At 27.9% G+C, this 18680-nt stretch carries 23 protein-coding genes and 2 tRNA genes; 19 read left to right on the top strand and 6 right to left on the bottom strand.

The features are described 5' to 3' along the window. Positions 1 to 78: 78 nt before the first annotated feature. A tRNA-Asp gene (locus HCG70_RS09285) sits at positions 79 to 155 on the top strand. A gap of 9 nt (positions 156 to 164) precedes the next feature. Continuing rightward, a tRNA-Thr gene (locus tag HCG70_RS09280) sits at positions 165 to 239 on the top strand. A 172-nt stretch (positions 240 to 411) separates the two neighbouring features. Here the strand turns inward: HCG70_RS09280 and HCG70_RS09275 are convergent. Together HCG70_RS09275 and HCG70_RS09270 are read right to left on the bottom strand one after the other, a co-directional pair. After that, a complete protein-coding gene (locus HCG70_RS09275) occupies positions 412 to 1392 on the bottom strand; it encodes an ATP-binding protein (RefSeq protein WP_042397291.1) in 981 nt (326 codons plus the stop codon). Beyond that, a complete protein-coding gene (locus tag HCG70_RS09270; RefSeq protein WP_042397293.1) occupies positions 1385 to 2383 on the bottom strand; it encodes a DnaD domain protein in 999 nt (332 codons plus the stop codon). Before HCG70_RS09270 ends, HCG70_RS09275 begins: the two co-directional genes overlap by 8 nt. Before the next feature lie 244 nt (positions 2384 to 2627). Here HCG70_RS09270 and HCG70_RS09265 point away from each other — a divergent pair, with 244 nt between their 5' ends. Next, a complete protein-coding gene (locus HCG70_RS09265) occupies positions 2628 to 3755 on the top strand; it encodes a peptidoglycan DD-metalloendopeptidase family protein (protein ID WP_154821351.1) in 1128 nt (375 codons plus the stop codon). A gap of 29 nt (positions 3756 to 3784) precedes the next feature. On the opposite strand, the gene HCG70_RS09260 is transcribed toward HCG70_RS09265, so the two are convergent. The 4 genes from HCG70_RS09260 to HCG70_RS09245 all read right to left on the bottom strand — a co-directional run bounded on the left by HCG70_RS09260 (position 3785) and on the right by HCG70_RS09245 (position 6752). After that, the gene (locus HCG70_RS09260) at positions 3785 to 4984 is read right to left on the bottom strand and encodes a S8 family serine peptidase (protein WP_055291504.1); all 1200 of its coding nucleotides are present in this window, start codon (positions 4982 to 4984) and stop codon (positions 3785 to 3787) included. A 69-nt stretch (positions 4985 to 5053) separates the two neighbouring features. Continuing rightward, the gene (locus tag HCG70_RS09255) at positions 5054 to 5485 is read right to left on the bottom strand and encodes a DMT family transporter (protein ID WP_042397300.1); all 432 of its coding nucleotides are present in this window, start codon (positions 5483 to 5485) and stop codon (positions 5054 to 5056) included. A 111-nt stretch (positions 5486 to 5596) separates the two neighbouring features. Then, complete coding sequence (locus HCG70_RS09250; RefSeq protein WP_042397303.1) at positions 5597 to 6049, bottom strand: dUTP diphosphatase; 453 nt, start codon at positions 6047 to 6049, stop codon at positions 5597 to 5599. A gap of 175 nt (positions 6050 to 6224) precedes the next feature. Further along, positions 6225 to 6752 carry a hypothetical protein gene (locus HCG70_RS09245; RefSeq protein WP_042397308.1) on the bottom strand — a complete coding sequence of 176 codons (528 nt, stop codon included), beginning with the start codon at positions 6750 to 6752 and terminating at the stop codon, positions 6225 to 6227. 294 nt (positions 6753 to 7046) lie between these two features. Between HCG70_RS09245 and HCG70_RS09240 the strand changes: the two genes are divergently transcribed. From HCG70_RS09240 to HCG70_RS09165, 16 genes are all read left to right on the top strand, one after another. Then, positions 7047 to 8306: a UDP-N-acetylglucosamine 1-carboxyvinyltransferase gene (locus tag HCG70_RS09240; protein ID WP_042397311.1), complete on the top strand. Its 1260-nt coding sequence runs from the start codon at positions 7047 to 7049 to the stop codon at positions 8304 to 8306. 17 nt (positions 8307 to 8323) lie between these two features. Beyond that, complete coding sequence (locus tag HCG70_RS09235) at positions 8324 to 9115, top strand: MBL fold metallo-hydrolase (RefSeq protein ID WP_042397313.1); 792 nt, start codon at positions 8324 to 8326, stop codon at positions 9113 to 9115. A gap of 33 nt (positions 9116 to 9148) precedes the next feature. Then, positions 9149 to 9301 (top strand): CxxH/CxxC protein, encoded by a 153-nt coding sequence (locus HCG70_RS09230; protein ID WP_070098843.1) that lies wholly within the window; start codon positions 9149 to 9151, stop codon positions 9299 to 9301. A gap of 78 nt (positions 9302 to 9379) precedes the next feature. Then, positions 9380 to 9877 carry an SEC-C metal-binding domain-containing protein gene (locus HCG70_RS09225; protein WP_042397318.1) on the top strand — a complete coding sequence of 166 codons (498 nt, stop codon included), beginning with the start codon at positions 9380 to 9382 and terminating at the stop codon, positions 9875 to 9877. Between the two features lie 130 nt (positions 9878 to 10007). Further along, complete coding sequence (locus HCG70_RS09220) at positions 10008 to 10493, top strand: Hsp20 family protein (protein ID WP_042397321.1); 486 nt, start codon at positions 10008 to 10010, stop codon at positions 10491 to 10493. A 40-nt stretch (positions 10494 to 10533) separates the two neighbouring features. Then, positions 10534 to 11013, top strand: a complete 480-nt coding sequence (gene rlmH / locus HCG70_RS09215) for a 23S rRNA (pseudouridine(1915)-N(3))-methyltransferase RlmH (RefSeq protein ID WP_042397323.1) — start codon at positions 10534 to 10536, stop codon at positions 11011 to 11013. Positions 11014 to 11238: 225 nt separating this feature from the next. Beyond that, the gene (locus tag HCG70_RS09210) at positions 11239 to 11931 is read left to right on the top strand and encodes a response regulator transcription factor (protein WP_055277911.1); all 693 of its coding nucleotides are present in this window, start codon (positions 11239 to 11241) and stop codon (positions 11929 to 11931) included. Continuing rightward, complete coding sequence (locus HCG70_RS09205) at positions 11909 to 13111, top strand: HAMP domain-containing sensor histidine kinase (protein WP_055291506.1); 1203 nt, start codon at positions 11909 to 11911, stop codon at positions 13109 to 13111. The genes HCG70_RS09210 and HCG70_RS09205 overlap by 23 nt, the downstream gene beginning before the upstream one ends. A 176-nt stretch (positions 13112 to 13287) precedes the next feature. After that, the gene (locus tag HCG70_RS09200) at positions 13288 to 14355 is read left to right on the top strand and encodes an ABC transporter permease (RefSeq protein WP_055291507.1); all 1068 of its coding nucleotides are present in this window, start codon (positions 13288 to 13290) and stop codon (positions 14353 to 14355) included. Then, positions 14355 to 15029 carry a hypothetical protein gene (locus HCG70_RS09195; RefSeq protein ID WP_055291508.1) on the top strand — a complete coding sequence of 225 codons (675 nt, stop codon included), beginning with the start codon at positions 14355 to 14357 and terminating at the stop codon, positions 15027 to 15029. Before HCG70_RS09200 ends, HCG70_RS09195 begins: the two co-directional genes overlap by 1 nt. Further along, positions 15019 to 15909, top strand: coding sequence for an ABC transporter ATP-binding protein (locus HCG70_RS09190; protein WP_055291509.1), 891 nt, complete (start codon positions 15019 to 15021; stop codon positions 15907 to 15909). The genes HCG70_RS09195 and HCG70_RS09190 overlap by 11 nt, the downstream gene beginning before the upstream one ends. 261 nt (positions 15910 to 16170) lie before the next feature. Beyond that, on the top strand, positions 16171 to 16509 hold the full coding sequence (locus tag HCG70_RS09185; protein ID WP_055277854.1) for a hypothetical protein: 339 nt from the start codon (positions 16171 to 16173) through the stop codon (positions 16507 to 16509). Positions 16510 to 16529: 20 nt separating this feature from the next. Beyond that, positions 16530 to 16835, top strand: a complete 306-nt coding sequence (locus HCG70_RS09180) for a hypothetical protein (RefSeq protein ID WP_055277853.1) — start codon at positions 16530 to 16532, stop codon at positions 16833 to 16835. Positions 16836 to 16909: 74 nt separating this feature from the next. Further along, complete coding sequence (locus tag HCG70_RS09175; protein WP_055277852.1) at positions 16910 to 17536, top strand: hypothetical protein; 627 nt, start codon at positions 16910 to 16912, stop codon at positions 17534 to 17536. 82 nt (positions 17537 to 17618) lie between these two features. Further along, positions 17619 to 17927 (top strand): DUF960 family protein, encoded by a 309-nt coding sequence (locus HCG70_RS09170; protein WP_055277851.1) that lies wholly within the window; start codon positions 17619 to 17621, stop codon positions 17925 to 17927. A gap of 19 nt (positions 17928 to 17946) precedes the next feature. Continuing rightward, positions 17947 to 18297, top strand: a complete 351-nt coding sequence (locus tag HCG70_RS09165; RefSeq protein WP_055277850.1) for a hypothetical protein — start codon at positions 17947 to 17949, stop codon at positions 18295 to 18297. Positions 18298 to 18680 lie beyond the last annotated feature (383 nt).

The following is an 18680-nucleotide window of genomic DNA, read 5'->3' as shown; positions in this document are numbered from 1 at the left end:
AGCATAGCTCAGCTGGGAGAGCATCTGCCTTACAAGCAGAGGGTCACAGGTTCGATCCCTGTTGTTTCCACCATATACGGCTCAGTAGCTCAGTTGGTTAGAGTGCCGGCCTGTCACGCCGGAGGTCGAGGGTTCGAGCCCCTTCTGAGTCGCCACTTTAATTTGCTTCATTGGCTCAATGGCAGAGCAGCTGACTTGTAATCAGCAGGTTGTTGGTTCGACTCCGACATGAAGCTCCAAAACTCCACAAAAGTGGAGTTTTTTTGTTTTTAAAATAAAATTGATATTTTAAAATTACATAAAAAAATAATAATTAAAAGGAATCTAAATTTCATAGATTCCTTTTAATTATTTTAGTGTGTAAATTTATTTAGCAGAGTTGAAATTTGAAAATTCATTAAACAGTAGATTTTATTTTTGTCTTTTTAAGTTAAGTTGAATTCTTATATCTTCTGCGAAAAATTTAAATAGCTTAAATTCACCAATTATTCTAGATGATATTCTTTCGCTATATCTTTTTGAAATTAGAGGTAAACTCAAATTTGTAGATATAAGCATTTTTTTATTTTTTAATATTTTTTTATTAATTAATGTAAATAATTCTGTAGATGAAAAATCAGTAATTTGCTCTGAACCTAAATCATCTATAATTAATAAGTCACAATTAATAAGAAGATTTTCTAAGTCCGTGTCATTATTAAACTTTATATCCTTCAATGCACGTAAAAGGTCATCAGATGTTTTATATACTACTAGAAAACCTCTATCTAATAATTCTTTAGCAATACACCAAGATAAAAATGTTTTACCGGTTCCAGAATTACCATAGAACAAAAGATTAGTATTAGTATTTTTAAAGTTTGGCAAGTATTCGCCAGTTATATACTCTAATATATCTTCTATATTTTTACGAGGTGTATATCTTTCATCATTTAATTTATGATTAGGATATAAATTAATATTAAAGTTTCTAAAATTATTAGTTTTAACTGCTTCTTCTAATTCTGAATCTTTATAATAAAGTTTAATTAATTTAGTTTTAAAACAAGAGCATTTTTCTATTCCTATGAATCCAGTATCTTTACATTTTGGACAATTATAATGTAAATTTAAATAATCAGGACTATATCCGTGAGATACAAGCATTTCATACTTCTTTGCTCTTAAGTCAGTAATTTCATCTCTAATATTATTTAAATCATTTGGATCAGTAATTCCTTTTAATGCAGCCATAGATAAATTTAAACAAAGTTTTTGGATAGTCGTATCTAATTCTAATATTTCAGGGTATTTATTTTTAATTTCTTCACGCCTTTTTGCTAATTTACGGTTTTCTTCAGTACGAGTCTTTTCGTACATATCCATAAGTTCTGCTTGGTAACCTTTAATCATCTTTATCCCATCCTAACAATTTCTTTTCTAATGAATCATAGTCATATTCGCGAGCCTCAAAGTTATTAAATTTAAGAGGATTAACTTCTTGAGACCTAGAGGAGTTAAAGTTCCTATTAGCTTGTGATGATTTATAATTAGCTTCTTTTTTCTCAATATCAGCTAAAGTTTTTAAATTATTTTTATTCCAACTTGATAAAATACCATCAATATATTTAAAGTCAGAACGATTTAATCTTTGGAAACAAATATTACAAGCCTTCTCTATTACCTCTAAAGGAAAAGCATAATCAATTATCCATTTTTCTAACATTTCCTCTTGTGGTTTCATTAATTCAGGATTTTTAATTCCTAAATAGTTTAATATATGACGAATTTTTACCCATTTATCTTCAGTCTTCTTTATATAGTTTTGTGCATCATCAATAGTAGTAATATTCATGTCGTGCCAAGCAATAGCTACTTTTTCTATATATCTATAGTCACTTTTACCACGAGAAACGCAGTATTCTAATAATATGAGAATTAATTCAGACGAAAAATTAAATTCATCTTGCCAACTTAGATAAGTAGTCATTTCTTTAGGGGACAGTGGTCTGCCTAATAAGCGTTCAATATCATTTAGCATATCTTTTGTTGAAGTTTTATTTAATGCTTCAAGTAAATTAATCTCTTTATTTTTTGACTTTGAATCTTCAACTAAATCTATAAATTCAACATTGTAATTCCCCATTTTATCTATTGGTATAAGTCTTAACACACCTTCGTCATGCCAATAGTTTAGAGCATTTAATATATCAGATTCTAGTAAGTTTAATGATGAGGCTAGTATTGTTGAATTTGCACCCATTTCACCAGAGTTATTATATTTTAACATTAGCAGATAAACTTTAATAAATTCCCCACGAGCTTTTGGCATGTATTTTTCAATAAACACATTACTTACTGGAGTAAAATTTGATGAGTTATTTTTTAGCATAAAAGTGCTCATAATTTTTATCGACCTTTCTTAAGATTGATTAGAATTTAAACTTAATCAGTCTATATATTAATTAACGTAATCAACTATAATTATAAACAAGAAAGCTTATTCATAGTACGCATTAAATTTATTATAACAAAGGCGAAGTTAACCCTCAACATAACAATTTATACAGAAAAATGTATAAATTTATAAAAGAGGGGAAAAGTAAGTGATGTGCTTAAAAAAATTAGCAATTAGGAGGAAATAAAAAATGGACTTGAGTAAGCAGAATAACATAAGTATACTGTTGAAAATACTAGTTTTAGTAGCGGTTATACTTATTAGTTTTATGTTTATACTACCAGGTAAAAATATTAATGCAGAAAGCAATGATATATATGAGAAAAATATAGTCAATACTGATGATGAACTTAATGATAATAATAATGAAGAAAAATTAAGTGCGGTAAGCGTATTTAAAAATAATTCAAGCACAATAAAAAATATTAACTTGCAAGGTCATACTATTAAACTATCAGATAGTACAGTTTGTTTTTATTCATCAATAGAAGATAAATATTTAGTTCTAGAAGAAATTTGTAATTCTTATGTAAAAGAACTTGGATTAGATGTAAATAATATAAATCACATAGAGGTTTTAGGGGTAATTAGTTCAAATACAGAAAAGAATAGGATATCAAATTTAAGTGAAAGTGGAGAAATTGCTAGAGAAGTATATAATGCAGAAGTTATAAATAATGACTTATCAGGGCTTAAGTTTAAAGTTAGTTTAACAGAAACAGAAACTGTAGAACCTGAAATAGTTACAGAAGAAACTAATGAATTATTAGCTGGGGAATCAGAAACTATTAAGGGGGTAGAGGGTAAGAATTTACTATATAAAGAGATAACGTACTATGGGTTAAATAAAGCAGAGGAAACTACTATAAAGCAGGAGATAATTACTCCTGTAGTAAATACTGTGGTTAAGAAGGGGATTAAAAGTCCTTATGAAGCGGGGATAGCATTTTTATCAAGACCAACTGAGGGCGGTTATATAAGTTCCTTATTTGGAGAAGTTAGAAAGGCTTCTATTCATAAAGGAATAGATATAGCAAAAAGTCTAGGGGCAGATGTTAATGCTTCATTAGAAGGAAAGGTAATTCAAGCTGGATATAATAACGGCGGATATGGGAATTTAATTGTATTAGAGCACAGTAATAATATGAAGACGTATTATGCTCATTTAAGTAACATATATGTTAATGTAGGGGAAATGGTAAAACAAGGAGATATAATTGGAGCGATTGGAAGCACTGGTAATAGTACAGGGCCACACTTGCATTTTGAACTTAGAATAAATAATGAACCTGTTGATCCAAGTAAATATATAAAGTAATAAAAAAAACACCAATCAGCGGTGTTTTTTTATTGCTGTAATACTTTAGTTATATCTATTTTGCCTTCACCTTGTTGATTTTTAGGAAGGTCTAATGGCACTGCAGCTACTTTGAGTAATGATAAAATATCATCAAATGTAAAATTAGGATTACGTTCAAATAAAAGGGTGCAAAGGCCAGCTACATATGCAGCAGATATTGATGTACCAGTAAAGCTTTTGTATGAAGTATCTAATTTAGGAGCATGTATTCTAGAATTATTTTTATAAGATATATATGCGGTATTTGAATTCAAGGATACTACATCCACACATGCAGCACAAAAATTAGGCTTTGTATCTTTCTTTATTGCACCACAAGATGAATATTCATAGGATCTTATAGTTGATGATGTTGTATCTATTCCAGAAACTGTTATACAATTATTACTTAATGCAATGCCTGTAATTGATCCATCAGCATTTCTGTTACTTCCACTAGGAAGTATGCAAACTATTGATTGAAGTTTTGCTATTTTCAATAGAGAATCAAAAAGTGTAAAAATAAACTTATTATAGTATAAGCTTTCAAAAGGAAGACAAATAACTTTTATATTATATTTATCACTCATAGTAATTAATTCTTCTAGAGAAAATAAAATATCAGAAACATATCCTTTACCCAATTTATCAAATGCCTTAAAGCAATGGATAGTAACTTCAGGAGCAACTCCTGTATATATTTTATTAGAGGCTAATCCATTACCGGCAATTATTCCACAAGTACAAGTTCCATGTCCGTTATCATCATATGGATAAGGTAAATCATTAATTAAATCAACAAAAGTATTGATTCTATTAAATGGGTAAGTTAAGTCACGGTGTGGATATACACCGGAATCAATAACACCTACGCTAACACCACGTCCATATATAGCTAATTTAGAAGATAATCTTATCTTATTTGCAGTTGATATACTCATACCACATAAAGTAAAGTATTGGTCTAAGCAAATATATTTAACCTCTGGATATTCTAATAATAATTGTATTGAGCTTGCTTTTAATTGAGCACATATTATATTACAAGATTCAATTCTTCTTATAACATTGCCATGATATGAGCGTATTTTTTTTGAAATTGAATCTGGAAAGTTTCTATATTGTATTAAAATACGATAATCTTTTATACTACTAGATGCTAAAAGAAATTTAAGATTAGGATCTAGTTTTTTAGTTGAAGAGAACATAAAAAACTCCTAAAATTATTCACATTACTATAGTATATGATTTAGGAGCTTTTTGTTAATATAATAAATTTAAAACTTCCATTTAAATAATACAATTCCAGCTATCATTATGGCTATTCCAAGTATCTCATGAAATGAAAATGGAACTTTTTCTGTGCCAAATAGTCCAAAGGCATCAATTAAGGCAGATGCGGATATTTGAGCTACTAGAATAACAGCTGTTCCGACGGTTACACCTAATGATTTCATACTTAACATAACTGTAAATGTTATTATAACTCCTAGGACTCCGCCAAGTAAGTAGAGTTTATTAGTTGATTTGATTTCCTTAAATGTGCCATCTTTAAAGAAAAAAAGTATTATTAAGGATAAAATAAGTCCAGTAGCCTGAACAAATGTATTTGTTTCCCATGTGCCTATCTTTTCACTTAGTCTAGTATTAAAAACACCCTGAAGACTCATAGAAATACCTGAGATTATAGCACCTATTAATCCAAACAAAATTATCACCTCCAGGTATAGTATTCCTAAATAGACAATAATATATTAAAATTTATTGTAATAAAAAAAGCATTAGATGTAATAAAAAATACATCATAATGCTTTAAAGGATTAATATATAAAAGAGTTGAAAATTTCTTCCTCTGAATATCCTAAAGTTACTCCAAGACTAAGAGAATCTTCTAGTAGGGTAAAGAAGTGATCTGTAGAAGGTGAGATTATTAGATCATTAATATCTATATATAGATTTAAGAATTGATCGCTTAAGCAATAATCGTTAGGTCTAAGTAATACTTCATAATTTTCAATATAATGCTTATCTATACCTAAGTTGATCACATGTGTAAGAAAATCAGCATATTTGATAAATACAGTTTCTTTATTTAAATTTAAGCCGTCATCTATCCAGTATTTATAACACTTAGTTTCTTCTGCAAGTGAGCTTAATTTTACTTGAAGTTCAAGATGCTTCCTTGCCCATAATTTGTATTGTGAGAGATCTTTATTAATTAAAAGTCCATGTTTTTTTTCTTTTTGTAATTCCACAATTGGTAAAATGTTCATAAGTGTCCTCCCTGTCTACTAGGATTAATATAATATATTTTACAGAAATTATTAATTCTTGAAAAGGTCAGTAAACGAATACAAAAAAATAAAATTTCAATTATGATTTTAATACGTTTCAATAAAAAAAGGAGCATTTTAAAGAAAATGCCCCTTAAATTCACAAAAAAATATATTAAATTGTTTTTAAGGGATATGTTTGAATTAAAGTTTCTCTACGATTATTAGAAATTTTCCAAAGTTCAATTCTATTAACCTTTAATGTTGAGATGCTAGGTTTATACTCAACAACTGAATCAAATTTCTTATTATCCTTATTTAGATAATTTATATTAGCTAAAGAAAGATGTAATTCATCATTTCCACCTTTTATATTAAAACCATAAAGTTTTAAGTTATCAGCAATTAATCTATCTATTTTTTTTATATATCCTATGTTTTCAATTTTTAAGTTGAGAGTTTTATTTGAATCGCAAAGTGTTACAGTTGATGACAGCTCTACTTTAAAATTTTTATATGGCTTTAGAATTTTATCCATTACAGTATTTAGTTTATCTATATTAGGATTTTCTATAACCTCTAAGGGTATATATGGGATAGGAGAGTTCCTATTTGCTCTAAATCTTTTTGACAAACTTCTTTGAATCGGACTTAAGTTTTTATAAGATACATCATCAAATAATGCTACCAAATAATATTTCATGTTATAACCTCACAAGTTAAATTTTGTATGATACTTTTATATTAAATTATATCATATATAAACTTAAATTGACAATTTATATATTTGCTAATAACTCATGGTAAAGTTTAAAAATAAGGGATTTTGGAAGAAAAAACCCTATTAACTCATGCATACTTTATGTTATAATCAATAGTGTTGACTAAAAAATATAAGGGAAAATTTTAAAAAATACCTTATAAAACAAAAAATGGATAAATTTTTATATTATAGGATAAATTAATATATATATAAATTTGGATAAGGGTGAATAGGATGGAAACATTAATCATTAATGGAGGCAAAGCATTGCAAGGCGCTGTAGAAATTAACGGAGCTAAGAATGCAGCAGTTGCTATTTTGCCGGCAGCTATTTTAGCTAGCGAAGGAAGATGTATTATTGATAATATACCAGATATAGAAGATGTACATTGTTTAGAAAGAATATTAGCTAGTTTAGGATGTAGAGTAAATAAATTAAATAGTAATACGTTAGAAATTGATGCTTCAGATATTACAACAGTTAATGCATGTACTGAAGATGTAAGAAGAATGAGAGCGTCATATTATTTTATAGGGGCGTTATTAGCAAGATTTAAAAAAGCTAAAGTTGAACTTCCAGGGGGATGTCCTATAGGGGTAAGACCTATAGATCAACATATAAAAGGATTTGAAGCTTTAGGAGCTGAAGTTGTTATAGAACATGGAGCTGTAAGTGTTAACGCTGAAAATTTACATGCAGCAAATATTTTCTTCGATGTAGTTTCAGTTGGAGCTACAATAAATGTAATGATTGCAGCAACTATGGCAGAAGGAACAACTGTATTAGAAAATGTTGCTAAAGAACCACATGTAGTAGATGTGGCTAACTTCTTAAATACTATGGGTGCTGATGTTAAAGGTGCTGGAACAGATGTTATAAGAGTAAGAGGAGTTAAGAAATTAGTAGGATGTAATTATAGTGTTATACCAGACCAAATTGAAGCTGGAACTTTCATGATAGCAGCAGCTGCTACAAAGGGAGATATAACTATAAAGAATGTAATTCCAAAACATTTAGAGTCTATTTCAGCTAAACTTATGGAAATGGGAGCTATAGTTGAAGAAGGTGACGATAGCGTAAGAGTTACTGTTGATAAACCTTTAAAGGGTGTTAGTGTTAAGACTGCACCATATCCAGGGTTCCCAACAGATGTACAACAACCTATGTCAACTTTATTAAGCATTACTGCTGGAAGAAGTTTAATTGCAGAAAGCATTTGGGAAAACAGGCACAAGCATACTGATGAATTAAAGAAAATGGGTGCTGAAATAAAGGTTGAAGGAAGAACTGCTATCATAGATGGTGTTGATTCATTAAATGGAGCTAAAGTTGCAGCTACAGACTTAAGAGCTGGAGCAGCTATGGTTATAGCTGGTTTAGTTGCTAAAGGAGAAACTGAAATTTCTGAAATAGAACATATTGATAGAGGATACCCTCATATTGAAGATAAATTCAGAGCACTAGGCGCAGATATAAGAAGAATAGAAAAATAAGCTTGGGGGAATTTTAAATGAATTTTTGCTCATTATATAGTGGAAGTAGTGGAAATAGTATTTTTGTAGGTTCAGAAAAGGCTAAAATTTTAATTGATGCTGGATTACCTGGAAAGAAAATAGATGAAGCGTTAAAGCAAATTGGGCAAAATCCAAGTGAATTAGATGGAATTTTTATAACTCATGAGCATATCGATCACATTAAAGGTGTAGGAGTTTTATCTAGAAAATATGATATACCTATTTATGCACCACAAGATACTTGGGTCGAAATGGAAAGAACCATTGGAAAGATAAAAGAGCATAATATAAAGGTTATGGATAGAAGATCTGTAGTTTCAATAAAGGATATAGAAGTTAAATCCTTTATTATTCCCCATGATGCGGCAGCACCAGTAGGATATACAATTAATCTTAATGATAAGAGGGCGAGTGTAGCAACTGATTTTGGGACTTTTACAAAGGAGATTGAAGATAATATCAAAGATTCAGATGTTATTTTAATTGAAAGCAATTATAATCCTGGAATGCTAGACTTTGGTCCATACCCTTATAGCTTGAAGCAAAGGATAAAAGAAGCATATGGTCATTTATCTAATGAAGATTGTGGAGAAGCAATTGTTAAGATATTAAAAAATGGCTTAGGAAAAAATATTATATTAGGTCATTTAAGCAATACTAATAATACTCCGGAGTTAGCAGAGCTTACAGTAAGAGATATACTAACTGCTAATGGTATTAAGGTTGGTTCAGATTTAGATTTAAGTTTAGCCAATAGGCATAATCCAAGTGAATTTATTACTTTATAAAAAATTAATTTATTAAAGTAGAAGGTGAAAAGTATGGAAAAATTATATGCATGTGAAGAACATATGGATGAAGCAATGGATGAAGTTATAGATGGCAAAGAAACATATCCTGTAATTAATGAAATTACAGGATACAAATGTACATATTGCGAAAAAGAAGCTAAGTATGAAGTCAAAATGGCTTAATATTATATGTTGAAAAATGTACATAATATTTAGTATAATTTTTATATAATCGTAAGAGAAGAAAGAGGAGAAATGAATATGAGTTTATATAAACAATGGACAGATATGGTCGTAGAATACGTTAAGACTAAAGGTGAAGCAGCTTTCTGGAATGAATATACTAAGATTGAAACTGCTATATATAAGGATTTATTAGCTAATAGCAAAGAAGCTATGAAGATTACAATTGCAGATTTTGCTAAGAAGTATGAAACTTCAGAAGAATTCATAATGGGATTCGTTGATGGAATCAATGATAGTTTAAATAATCAATATGATTTAGAAGCTTTAAACTCAAATGATGAATTAGTATTAGATATAAACTTAGAAAAACTATTCTTTAATATGTTAGAAGCTAAGGCTGAATATTTATATAACTTACCACAATGGGATGCTATATTCTCACCTGAAAAGAGAAAAGAAATTCAAAAGCAATACAGAGAATCTTGCAGCGTAAGAAATGAAAACAAAGTTGGAAGAAACGATGCTTGCCCATGCGGAAGCGGAAAAAAATATAAGAAATGTTGTGGAAAGTAATTTCTACTTAGTTTAAAAGAGCTTTGATATCAAAGCTCTTTTTTGTATTAATGAAAGAATGATTTAGTGTCAAATAGCAAGCTAGATAAATAAATTATAATAGTACAATTATTTATTTGGAGGTGCTTATATGCTTAATATATTTCCATATATATTTTCGACTACATTTAATACTATAGCTAATAATATGGATGTAATTGATAATATTGTAGATAATGTTGTAAATAATATTGTTAATAGTGATTTTATGGATAATTTAGTAAAAAATATAGATAATATGGCCCCGGTTGAGGTACAATTTAAAGAGCATAAGAGGGGGTATACTATTCAATGTTATTTGCCTGGGACTAAGAAAGAGAATATTAACTTGGAGTATGATAATAATTATATTACTTTACAAGTTAAGAGAAATATGTTTTATAGTAATAACCAGAATATAGCTGTAGCTGTAGTTCAAGCTGGTGGAGATATAAATGAGGATTATTATGTAGAAAATGCAGATCCTAGTGGAATTAGGGCTGTTTTTAAAAATGATACTTTGAATGTATTGATACCTAAGAGTACGTATATAAGTAAGGATACTACTATTGTTGATGTTGATACTTTCAAGGAATAATAAATAGGTTTTGAAATATTTTACTTAGGAGGAGAAAGTGATGAATATAACAGTTATTTCTGTAGGAAAGCTAAAGGAAAAGTATTTGAAGCAGGCTATTGATGAATACTCTAAGAGATTAACTAGGTATTGTAAAATTGATATTATAGAACTTCCAGATGAAAAAACTCCTGATAATGCATCTGAAAAGGAAGAGCTTCAAATTAAGGATAAGGAAGGACAGCTTATTTTATCTAAGATAAAGGATAATATGTTTGTTATAGCAATGGATTTAAATGCTAAACAAATGACCTCTGAGGAGTTCTCAAGGTTTATTGAGACTCAAGGGGTTATGGGTAATTCGAACATAACTTTTGTTATAGGTGGTAGTCTTGGATTATCTCAGGATGTAATAAAGAGAGCAAATTATAAGATATGTTTTTCTAAGATGACTTTCCCACATCAGTTGTTTAGGGTAATGTTATTGGAACAAATTTATAGAGCTTTTAGAATAATGAAGAATGAACCATACCATAAGTAAATGAGGTTTTTACTAAAATTGTAAATATAATAAGGTTATAAGATATTAAAACTCTTACTTATATTCATATAGGTAAGAGTTTTATTTAAAATAAAAGAATAAAGTTTATTGATATATTTATTAAAAATAGGATATTATGGTACAATGAGAGTGTAAAATGATTAAAAATGTATTATAAGACGAGTTAATATTATTACATTTAAGAAGAATTATATAGGGGGTAAAATGGCAAAGCTATTAATTGTTGATGATGATTTAGATTTAATAGATATGCTTTCAAATTATTTCTTATTAAAAGGATATGAAATATATACAGCATATGATGGAAAAGAAGCATTAGATAAAATGAAGTATACTCCAGATTTGGTGATTCTAGATGTTAATATGCCTAAACTAAATGGTATAGATGTATGTAAAAGAATAAGGGATTTTACTCAAAGTCCTATTTTATTTTTAACAGCAAGAGCTACAGAAGAAGATAAAGTAAATGGCTTATTAGTTGGTGGAGATGATTATATTGTTAAACCATTTAGTGTTAGGGAATTGGAGGCTAGGATAGTTTCTAATTTGAAAAGAGAAGAGAGGTCAAAGTATTCTCATAAGATGATTTATACAGGGTGTATGAGTATAGACCTTATTTCAATGGAAGTATTTATAAATGGGCAAAGATTAGATTTAACAAAAAAAGAATATGAGATAATAGAGTTATTAGCATTGCATGAAAGGCAAATATTTAGCAAAGAACATATATTTTTAAAATTATGGAATGAGGAAAATGATAGTGATATTAAAGTAGTTACTGAATATATAAGAAGAATTAGAAAAAAGATTTATGAGTTTACAGATGAAAATTTTATTGAAACAGAATGGGGTAGTGGATATAGGTGGAAAAGGTTTGATAAGGAAACATCTAAATAAAAGGGTATTATCAATTAAAAAGAGTCTAATTTATTATATAGTTATATCATCACTATTATCAGTTATCATATCTATAGGAGTTATGAATGGGGCTAGAGTTATACAAAATAGTGTATGGAGTAAATATAAAACCATAGAAGAGTATAAGGAAATATATGATTTTTATAATAAGTATTATGGATATATAACCGAAGCACCGAGGATTAGCTCAAGTTTTATGAGTCAATCAGATAATATTATAGTAGAGATATGTGACTTTTTAGAAACATGGACATTATTAATAATAACGATAACTTTAAATAGCATAACATCATATTTATTTTTTAAGAGAAAGCTTAAAAAACCATTAGCGTTGCTAGAAATAGGAGCAAATGAAATATTTAACAATAATTTAGATTTTGAAATTGAGTATGATTGTATGGATGAATTTGGTAAACTGTGTAAATCTTTTGATAAGATGAGAATTCAATTAATAGATAATAATCAGAAAATGTGGAATAGAATTATAGAAGAAAAGGAGTTTCATGCATCAATAGCTCATGATATAAGAGTTCCACTAATGGTATTAGAGGGGTACGTAGAAACTATTTTAGAGTTTTATCCAGAAGACAACATATCTAAACATGAGGTGCTAGCGGAACTTAATAAATGTAATGTTCAAATTGCAAGGTTGAAAGAATTTGTAGAATATATGAGAAGAGCAGATGAGGTAAAACTACGAGATAGAAAAGATGAAAAGGTAAGTGCACTAAAAATAATTTATGATATTGAAGAAGAAAACAAAGTGTTTTATAAGAAAAATGGAATTGATATAAAGGTTCAACATAATCAATTTAAAGAAGATTTTGAAATTAATATTGATAAGTTCATATTTTTAGAGATTTATGAAAATATTATTACCAATGCAATTAGGTTTGCTAACAGTGAAGTTTCTATAAATATCAATATAGAAGATGAACAGGTTATATTAATTGTTAAGGATGATGGCTGTGGCTTTGAAAGTAAAATAATTAATGAAATAGACAGTGAAAAGATAAGAAAAAACAGCAATTATGCTTCAGGACATATGGGAATGGGGCTTTATATAACTAAACTGCTTTGTGATAAATATGATGGAGATTTAAAAGTTTATAATGCAGCAGATGGAGGGGCAATAGTTACTATAACTTTATATTTGTAAAAAATTCTACCCAAGTAATAGGGTAGAATTTTTTTTAGGCAAAATCACAAAAGTTGATTTTTTTTTGATATTTAGAATTTAAAATAAACTTGAAGGTAAGTAGTCGAGGTAAAAGATATGGGAGGAATATTTAGAATTTAAAATAAACTTTAAAATAAAGAATGGAGGCAAAGAATATGAGAGGAATAATAAAAATGACTATTAAAGATATGATAAAACAACCCTTTTATTATATTGGATTAATACTATGCTGTTGCTATGTATATGTAAATCTATGTCAATATTTAAATGTGCAATATTTTGAGAATGATAGCCAAATTGTTACCCTAGATGAAAATAGTATTTCAGATGCAGACATAATGAATGGATATATTCCTGTAAATGATAACGAAAAAGAACAACTGGCATTAAGTACAATTTATAAGAATTTAGTTGAAGAATTAGATGTAGAACCCAATGAAGCTAAAGAGGTAATTAAAGAGTATAAACAAGGGATTAGTATAGATGACTTTGCTAACTATTTAGATGAAAGTTATGGCTATAAGAGTGCAGAGTATGCTTTTTATGACGCTAATATGAAACAAGCAACTATAGAAGAAGCAAATAATTATATTAGAGAAAAACTAGGTGAAGAAAATTATACTGAGTGGTTTTCTAAAAAGTTTGTAGATTATTTTGGAGTATGCTTAATATTCTTTATGATAGCTTTATTTCCAATATTATATATGAAGGATTGTAAAAGAGATATATATGAATTGATTCATACCAAATCCATATCATCTATAAAGTATATTGGAGGGAAAGCCATAGCAGGTTTTTTAGCTATGATTCCAGTAATATTAGTAATAACTCTTTTTTATAATTTTTTAGCTATGAAGATTTCATATAAGTGGGGATTTAATTCTTCAATGTTTGATATTTTTAAATATGTAATAATATTTATTTTACCAAGTGTAGTGATGGCACTTGCAATTCATAGTTTAGTAACAGTTATATTTAAAAATCCACTGCCAACAATACCTATTATGATTTTATATATTCTTTATTCTAATATAGGTGCAGAAATATTAGAGGGTAATATTCATTATAAGACACATCCTTTAAGTATATTTATTAGATTCCCTGAAATATTTTTTGAAACTAAAATATCTTTAGGAATGTATATTAATCAAATATCATTATTAATAGTTTCAATACTTATTTTTATGATAGCAACTGTTGTTTGGAAAAGGAGACGTTTTTGATGAAGCAGGATTTAGTAATTGTAGTTAGTAAATATAAGTTATGGATTTGTATAATATATGTAATGCTATTATCTATAATTTTTCCATTAGCATATGCTGATGAAATAGGAGGCGTTATTGATCCATATAGTTCACTTTTGTCTATTCTTTTCTTTTCAGATTTATTTTATTTAGAGATTTTAGAAAAGAGGTATGAAGTTATTAAGTTAAAGTCTAAAGACGTTTTAATAGGGATAGTAAAAAGAAGGTTTTTTATAGCTTGGTTATTTGTAGAATTATTAGCATTAGTTCAATATAGTTTGTATTTAATGAAAGTCAATAATAATATAGGGAAAATGGATAACTTATCAATGATTATAATTACTTTAATTGCAACAGGAGTAAGTATCGCATTTTTCGGATATTTAACTGTAGTATTAGTGAATATTACAAAGAAAATTGGTATTGGCGTAGGAATAGCTGTACTTATTTGGTTCTTATTAAATTCAACTATTGGAATGAATATTTTTAAAAGTGCTAATATATTTGCTTTCTGTGAGTTTTTTACTAATGATTTAGATTATAGTTGGGTAATTGGAAAATTAATAGGAGCTATTATTGTATTATTTGGAATGACTGTATTTAAAAGCAGCTTAATTTATTATAAAAATGAGGTGAAGAGATATGACAATTAATATAAAAGGGTTAACTGTAGAATTTAATAATGGTACTAAAGCTATAGATAATCTAAACCTAAATATTGAAAAAGGAATATATGGTCTATTAGGAGAAAATGGAGCAGGGAAAACTACGTTAATGAGAGTTTTAACAACAATATTGCCAGTATCAAAAGGAAATATTTTAATTAATGGAATTAACTTAGAAAAAAATAATTATGAAATGATACAGAAACAAATTGGATATCTACCTCAGGAGTTAGAAGTATACCCAAGCTTGACAGTTAGAGATTCACTTGAATATTTAGGGAGAATGTCAGGAATACCAAAAAACATATGCAAAGATAGAATAGATTATTATTTAGAAAAAACAGGGTTGATAGATAAACAGAATAAGAAGAATAAACAACTTTCTGGTGGAATGAAAAGAAGAGTTGGTTTAGTTCAAGCTTTATTAAATGAACCACCAATTCTAATTGTAGATGAACCTACAACAGGATTAGATCCAGAAGAAAGGATAAAAATTAGGAACTTATTAGTTGATTTTGGAGAAACAAGAACTGTTATCTTTTCAACACATGTAATTGAAGATATAGCATCTACATGCAATAAATTAGGGATTATGCAAAAAGGTAATTTAATCTTTAATGGAGAAATAAGTGAATTGTTAAAGAATGCAGAGAATCATGTATGGAATTGTTTAATAACAAATGAGAAAGAAATATTAGAATTATCTAGATATGCAACAATATCGTCTAAGCAATATGTAAATGGTAATATAATGACTAAAATTATATCAGAAGAAAAGCCTAGAATAGATTGTATAAGAGCAGAAGTAACACTAGAAGATGCTTATTTATATATGATGAAGATGTATGAAATAAATGATGTTAGATAAAATGCTTTAAGTTTTAGAAATTGCAATATAAAAATTCTAAATATATAAAACTTTTTGATAATTTAAGAGATTCTAAGCATTAAATTACAATTTAGGGATTAGAGTTTGAGGAACAATAGTAAACTATTACGAAATAAATCTAAAATATAAATATATATTATAGTTAAGAATAATATATTTAATAAAGATATTACTTACAAGAAACTTCTATGTGTAATTAGATTGCATATAGAAGTTTTTATATTTTAGGGAGGATTAATGATGAAGAAGATTTATAAAGAAAATCAATTGCTAGAAGTAAACAATATACCATCAGAAGTAATTGAAAGCATAAAAGTAACAATATATGTACTGAATGAAAACTATGGAGTTAATAGAGATATAGAATCAGACTTAGGTGGATATATAGTTGTAGCAGAAAATATCGTAGATATCCAAATACTGAAACAAGATAAATTACAAGGACTAATACCAGAATATACTGATATAATTGAATGTAGTGAAGGAGTTAATTGGACTTCTTCACTATTTTTGATTTCAAGTGATTATGCAATTGTAGTAGTAACAACAGAAGAACTTTCTAAGTTCCTATTAGAATAAGATGAGGAGGTTGAATAAACATGAGTAAGAAGAGTGAAGCAAAGATAATAAAAGAAACTAAGTACTGCAAAATAATAAGCCAAGGGAAAGTTGGAGAAGGAGAGTACACATACTCAATAGAGAAAATCTACATAAAAGAACTAAAGAGAGATGAAGTAAGGTTCTGTGTCTACAAGGCAACTAGAAGAGGTGATGAAACATACATTCCAAGAAGTCTTGATGTAACAGAACTAGAATTAATAGAGCTAATAAAAGAATCCATAAGTAGAAAAGTATTTTCAGAGGGATTCATTGAAATGTTAAAACAAGAAATAAATAAAATCTAAAAGTCTTAATTGCTATAAAGATAGTGATTAAGACTTTTTGCATTTAAATAAAAGGATAGAAAGAGTGAGTATAAATGTTTAATAAAGATAATGTGTTCATTGCAGTTAATGAAGAAGTTTCTTCAATAATTCAGCAGTATATAATAAGAGAAATTAAGAAAGTATTAGATAAATACAAGAGTATAACAACAGAAGAAATAAGTAGAGTAGAAAAATTAATAAACAGCATAAGTGATAAAGAGTTAAAGGCGGAATTCCTAAATGATTGGAGTATGTCAATAAAGTTAGCAAAAGAAATTGGAGAAAATGAAGTTGATGACAGGATAATTTCTATGTACCGAAATCTAAAAAGTAATGGATTAGAAGAATTATCAATAGGACATGTTATTAATTGGTGTAATGAGTTAGATGAACAAGGTTATGTAATGATTGATGATTATAGCATAATTTATAAAAGTTCAGCTAATCTAAAAGATATTTCAAGAGAGCTATTAGATGATATGCTTGATGATGCGATTTATGTTGATTCATTAATAGATAAAGATTCATTAGTTGAATATTGGATAGAGCAAACTAGTAAGGAAGAGGTAATAGATGACTTAATTAGAGGAAATAATATTGAAGAATTATTAGGACTTGCTCCAGAAGCTATATATGAAGATGAATATAATAAATATTTATATTCTGAAATAGATTGTTAAGAGGTTATATCTTAGTTGATAAGGTATAGCCTTTTTACTTTTAGATTGAGATAAGAAATTAATAATAAGGAGATAAAGAACTATGTTCAAGAAAGATAATAGATATGTAACTAGAGGTGTAAATGATGAAGTAGATATAAGATTACAACTTATAATGTGGAGCATGATTGATAAGTTGAAGGATGAAGAAAGTGTTGAAGTGGATTACTTACAGGTGTTCAAGATAAGAAAAAAAGATAGTAAGGTTGTAATAAATCAAAGCCAAGAAGTTCCTGAATATTCATGCACATATGAAATAGAGATAGAAGATATTCAGATAGAAGATGAGATTAAAGTTTATGTAATAGATAGTGGAGAATATTCTACAATGCTTTTTCCATCAGAATACTAATTGAAGGAGATTCAAGTAAATGATAAATAAGCTAAGTAAAGAGAAATATTTTAAATATGATAGCAAAGAACTTCTTGGAGTAATGAGGTTCGACTTCTATGATGGAAGATTATCTAACCAATGGAATCCTAGAGAGTTAATAATTGAAATGAATGATAGGAAATTAATAGATCTAAAGAAGTTACAACAAGAACTTAATTATATTCAATTCACAGTGGTAGAAGATTTCAATAAAGTTGTAGAGCTATGTAATGGTACAGGTTATGATAAAGAAACTCTAGTATACATAGAGCTTGAAGAAGGTAAGTATGTGATAAAGCTAATACCTGTAAAGGATAGTTACTCATATATATACACGTACAAGAGATAGGAGGAGAAAGTTATGGATATAGTAACAGTAATAAAAGTAGTTGGAACAATATTAACAGTTGTAGCTACTTCAATAGAAGCAACAACTAAGAAGTAGTGTGAAATATAATATCATCACGATAAATAAAATAATAAATTAATTGTGATGATATTATAAGAATAAGCTAATTTTTTTATAACAATAATAAACTACTGGAAAATATCGTTGTAATAGGAGTGTTGATGTAACGATAGTGACGATATTTTCTGTAAGAAAAAGATTGAAAGTATAATGTAGAAGATGTAACTTAACTACAAAGAAAGATGAAGTAGAAAAAGTTGAGTAGGTAATCTAGATAAATATGTCCTAAAAGCAACGATAACACATCAGAAAACAGAGATTTT

The sequence above is a fragment of the Clostridium sp. K04 genome, assembly GCF_019734375.1.
Classification (GTDB): Bacteria; Bacillota; Clostridia; order Clostridiales; family Clostridiaceae; genus Clostridium; species Clostridium saudiense.
Note: the sequence above shows the minus strand (reverse complement) of the source record. Positions and strands in the feature narration are given on the sequence as shown.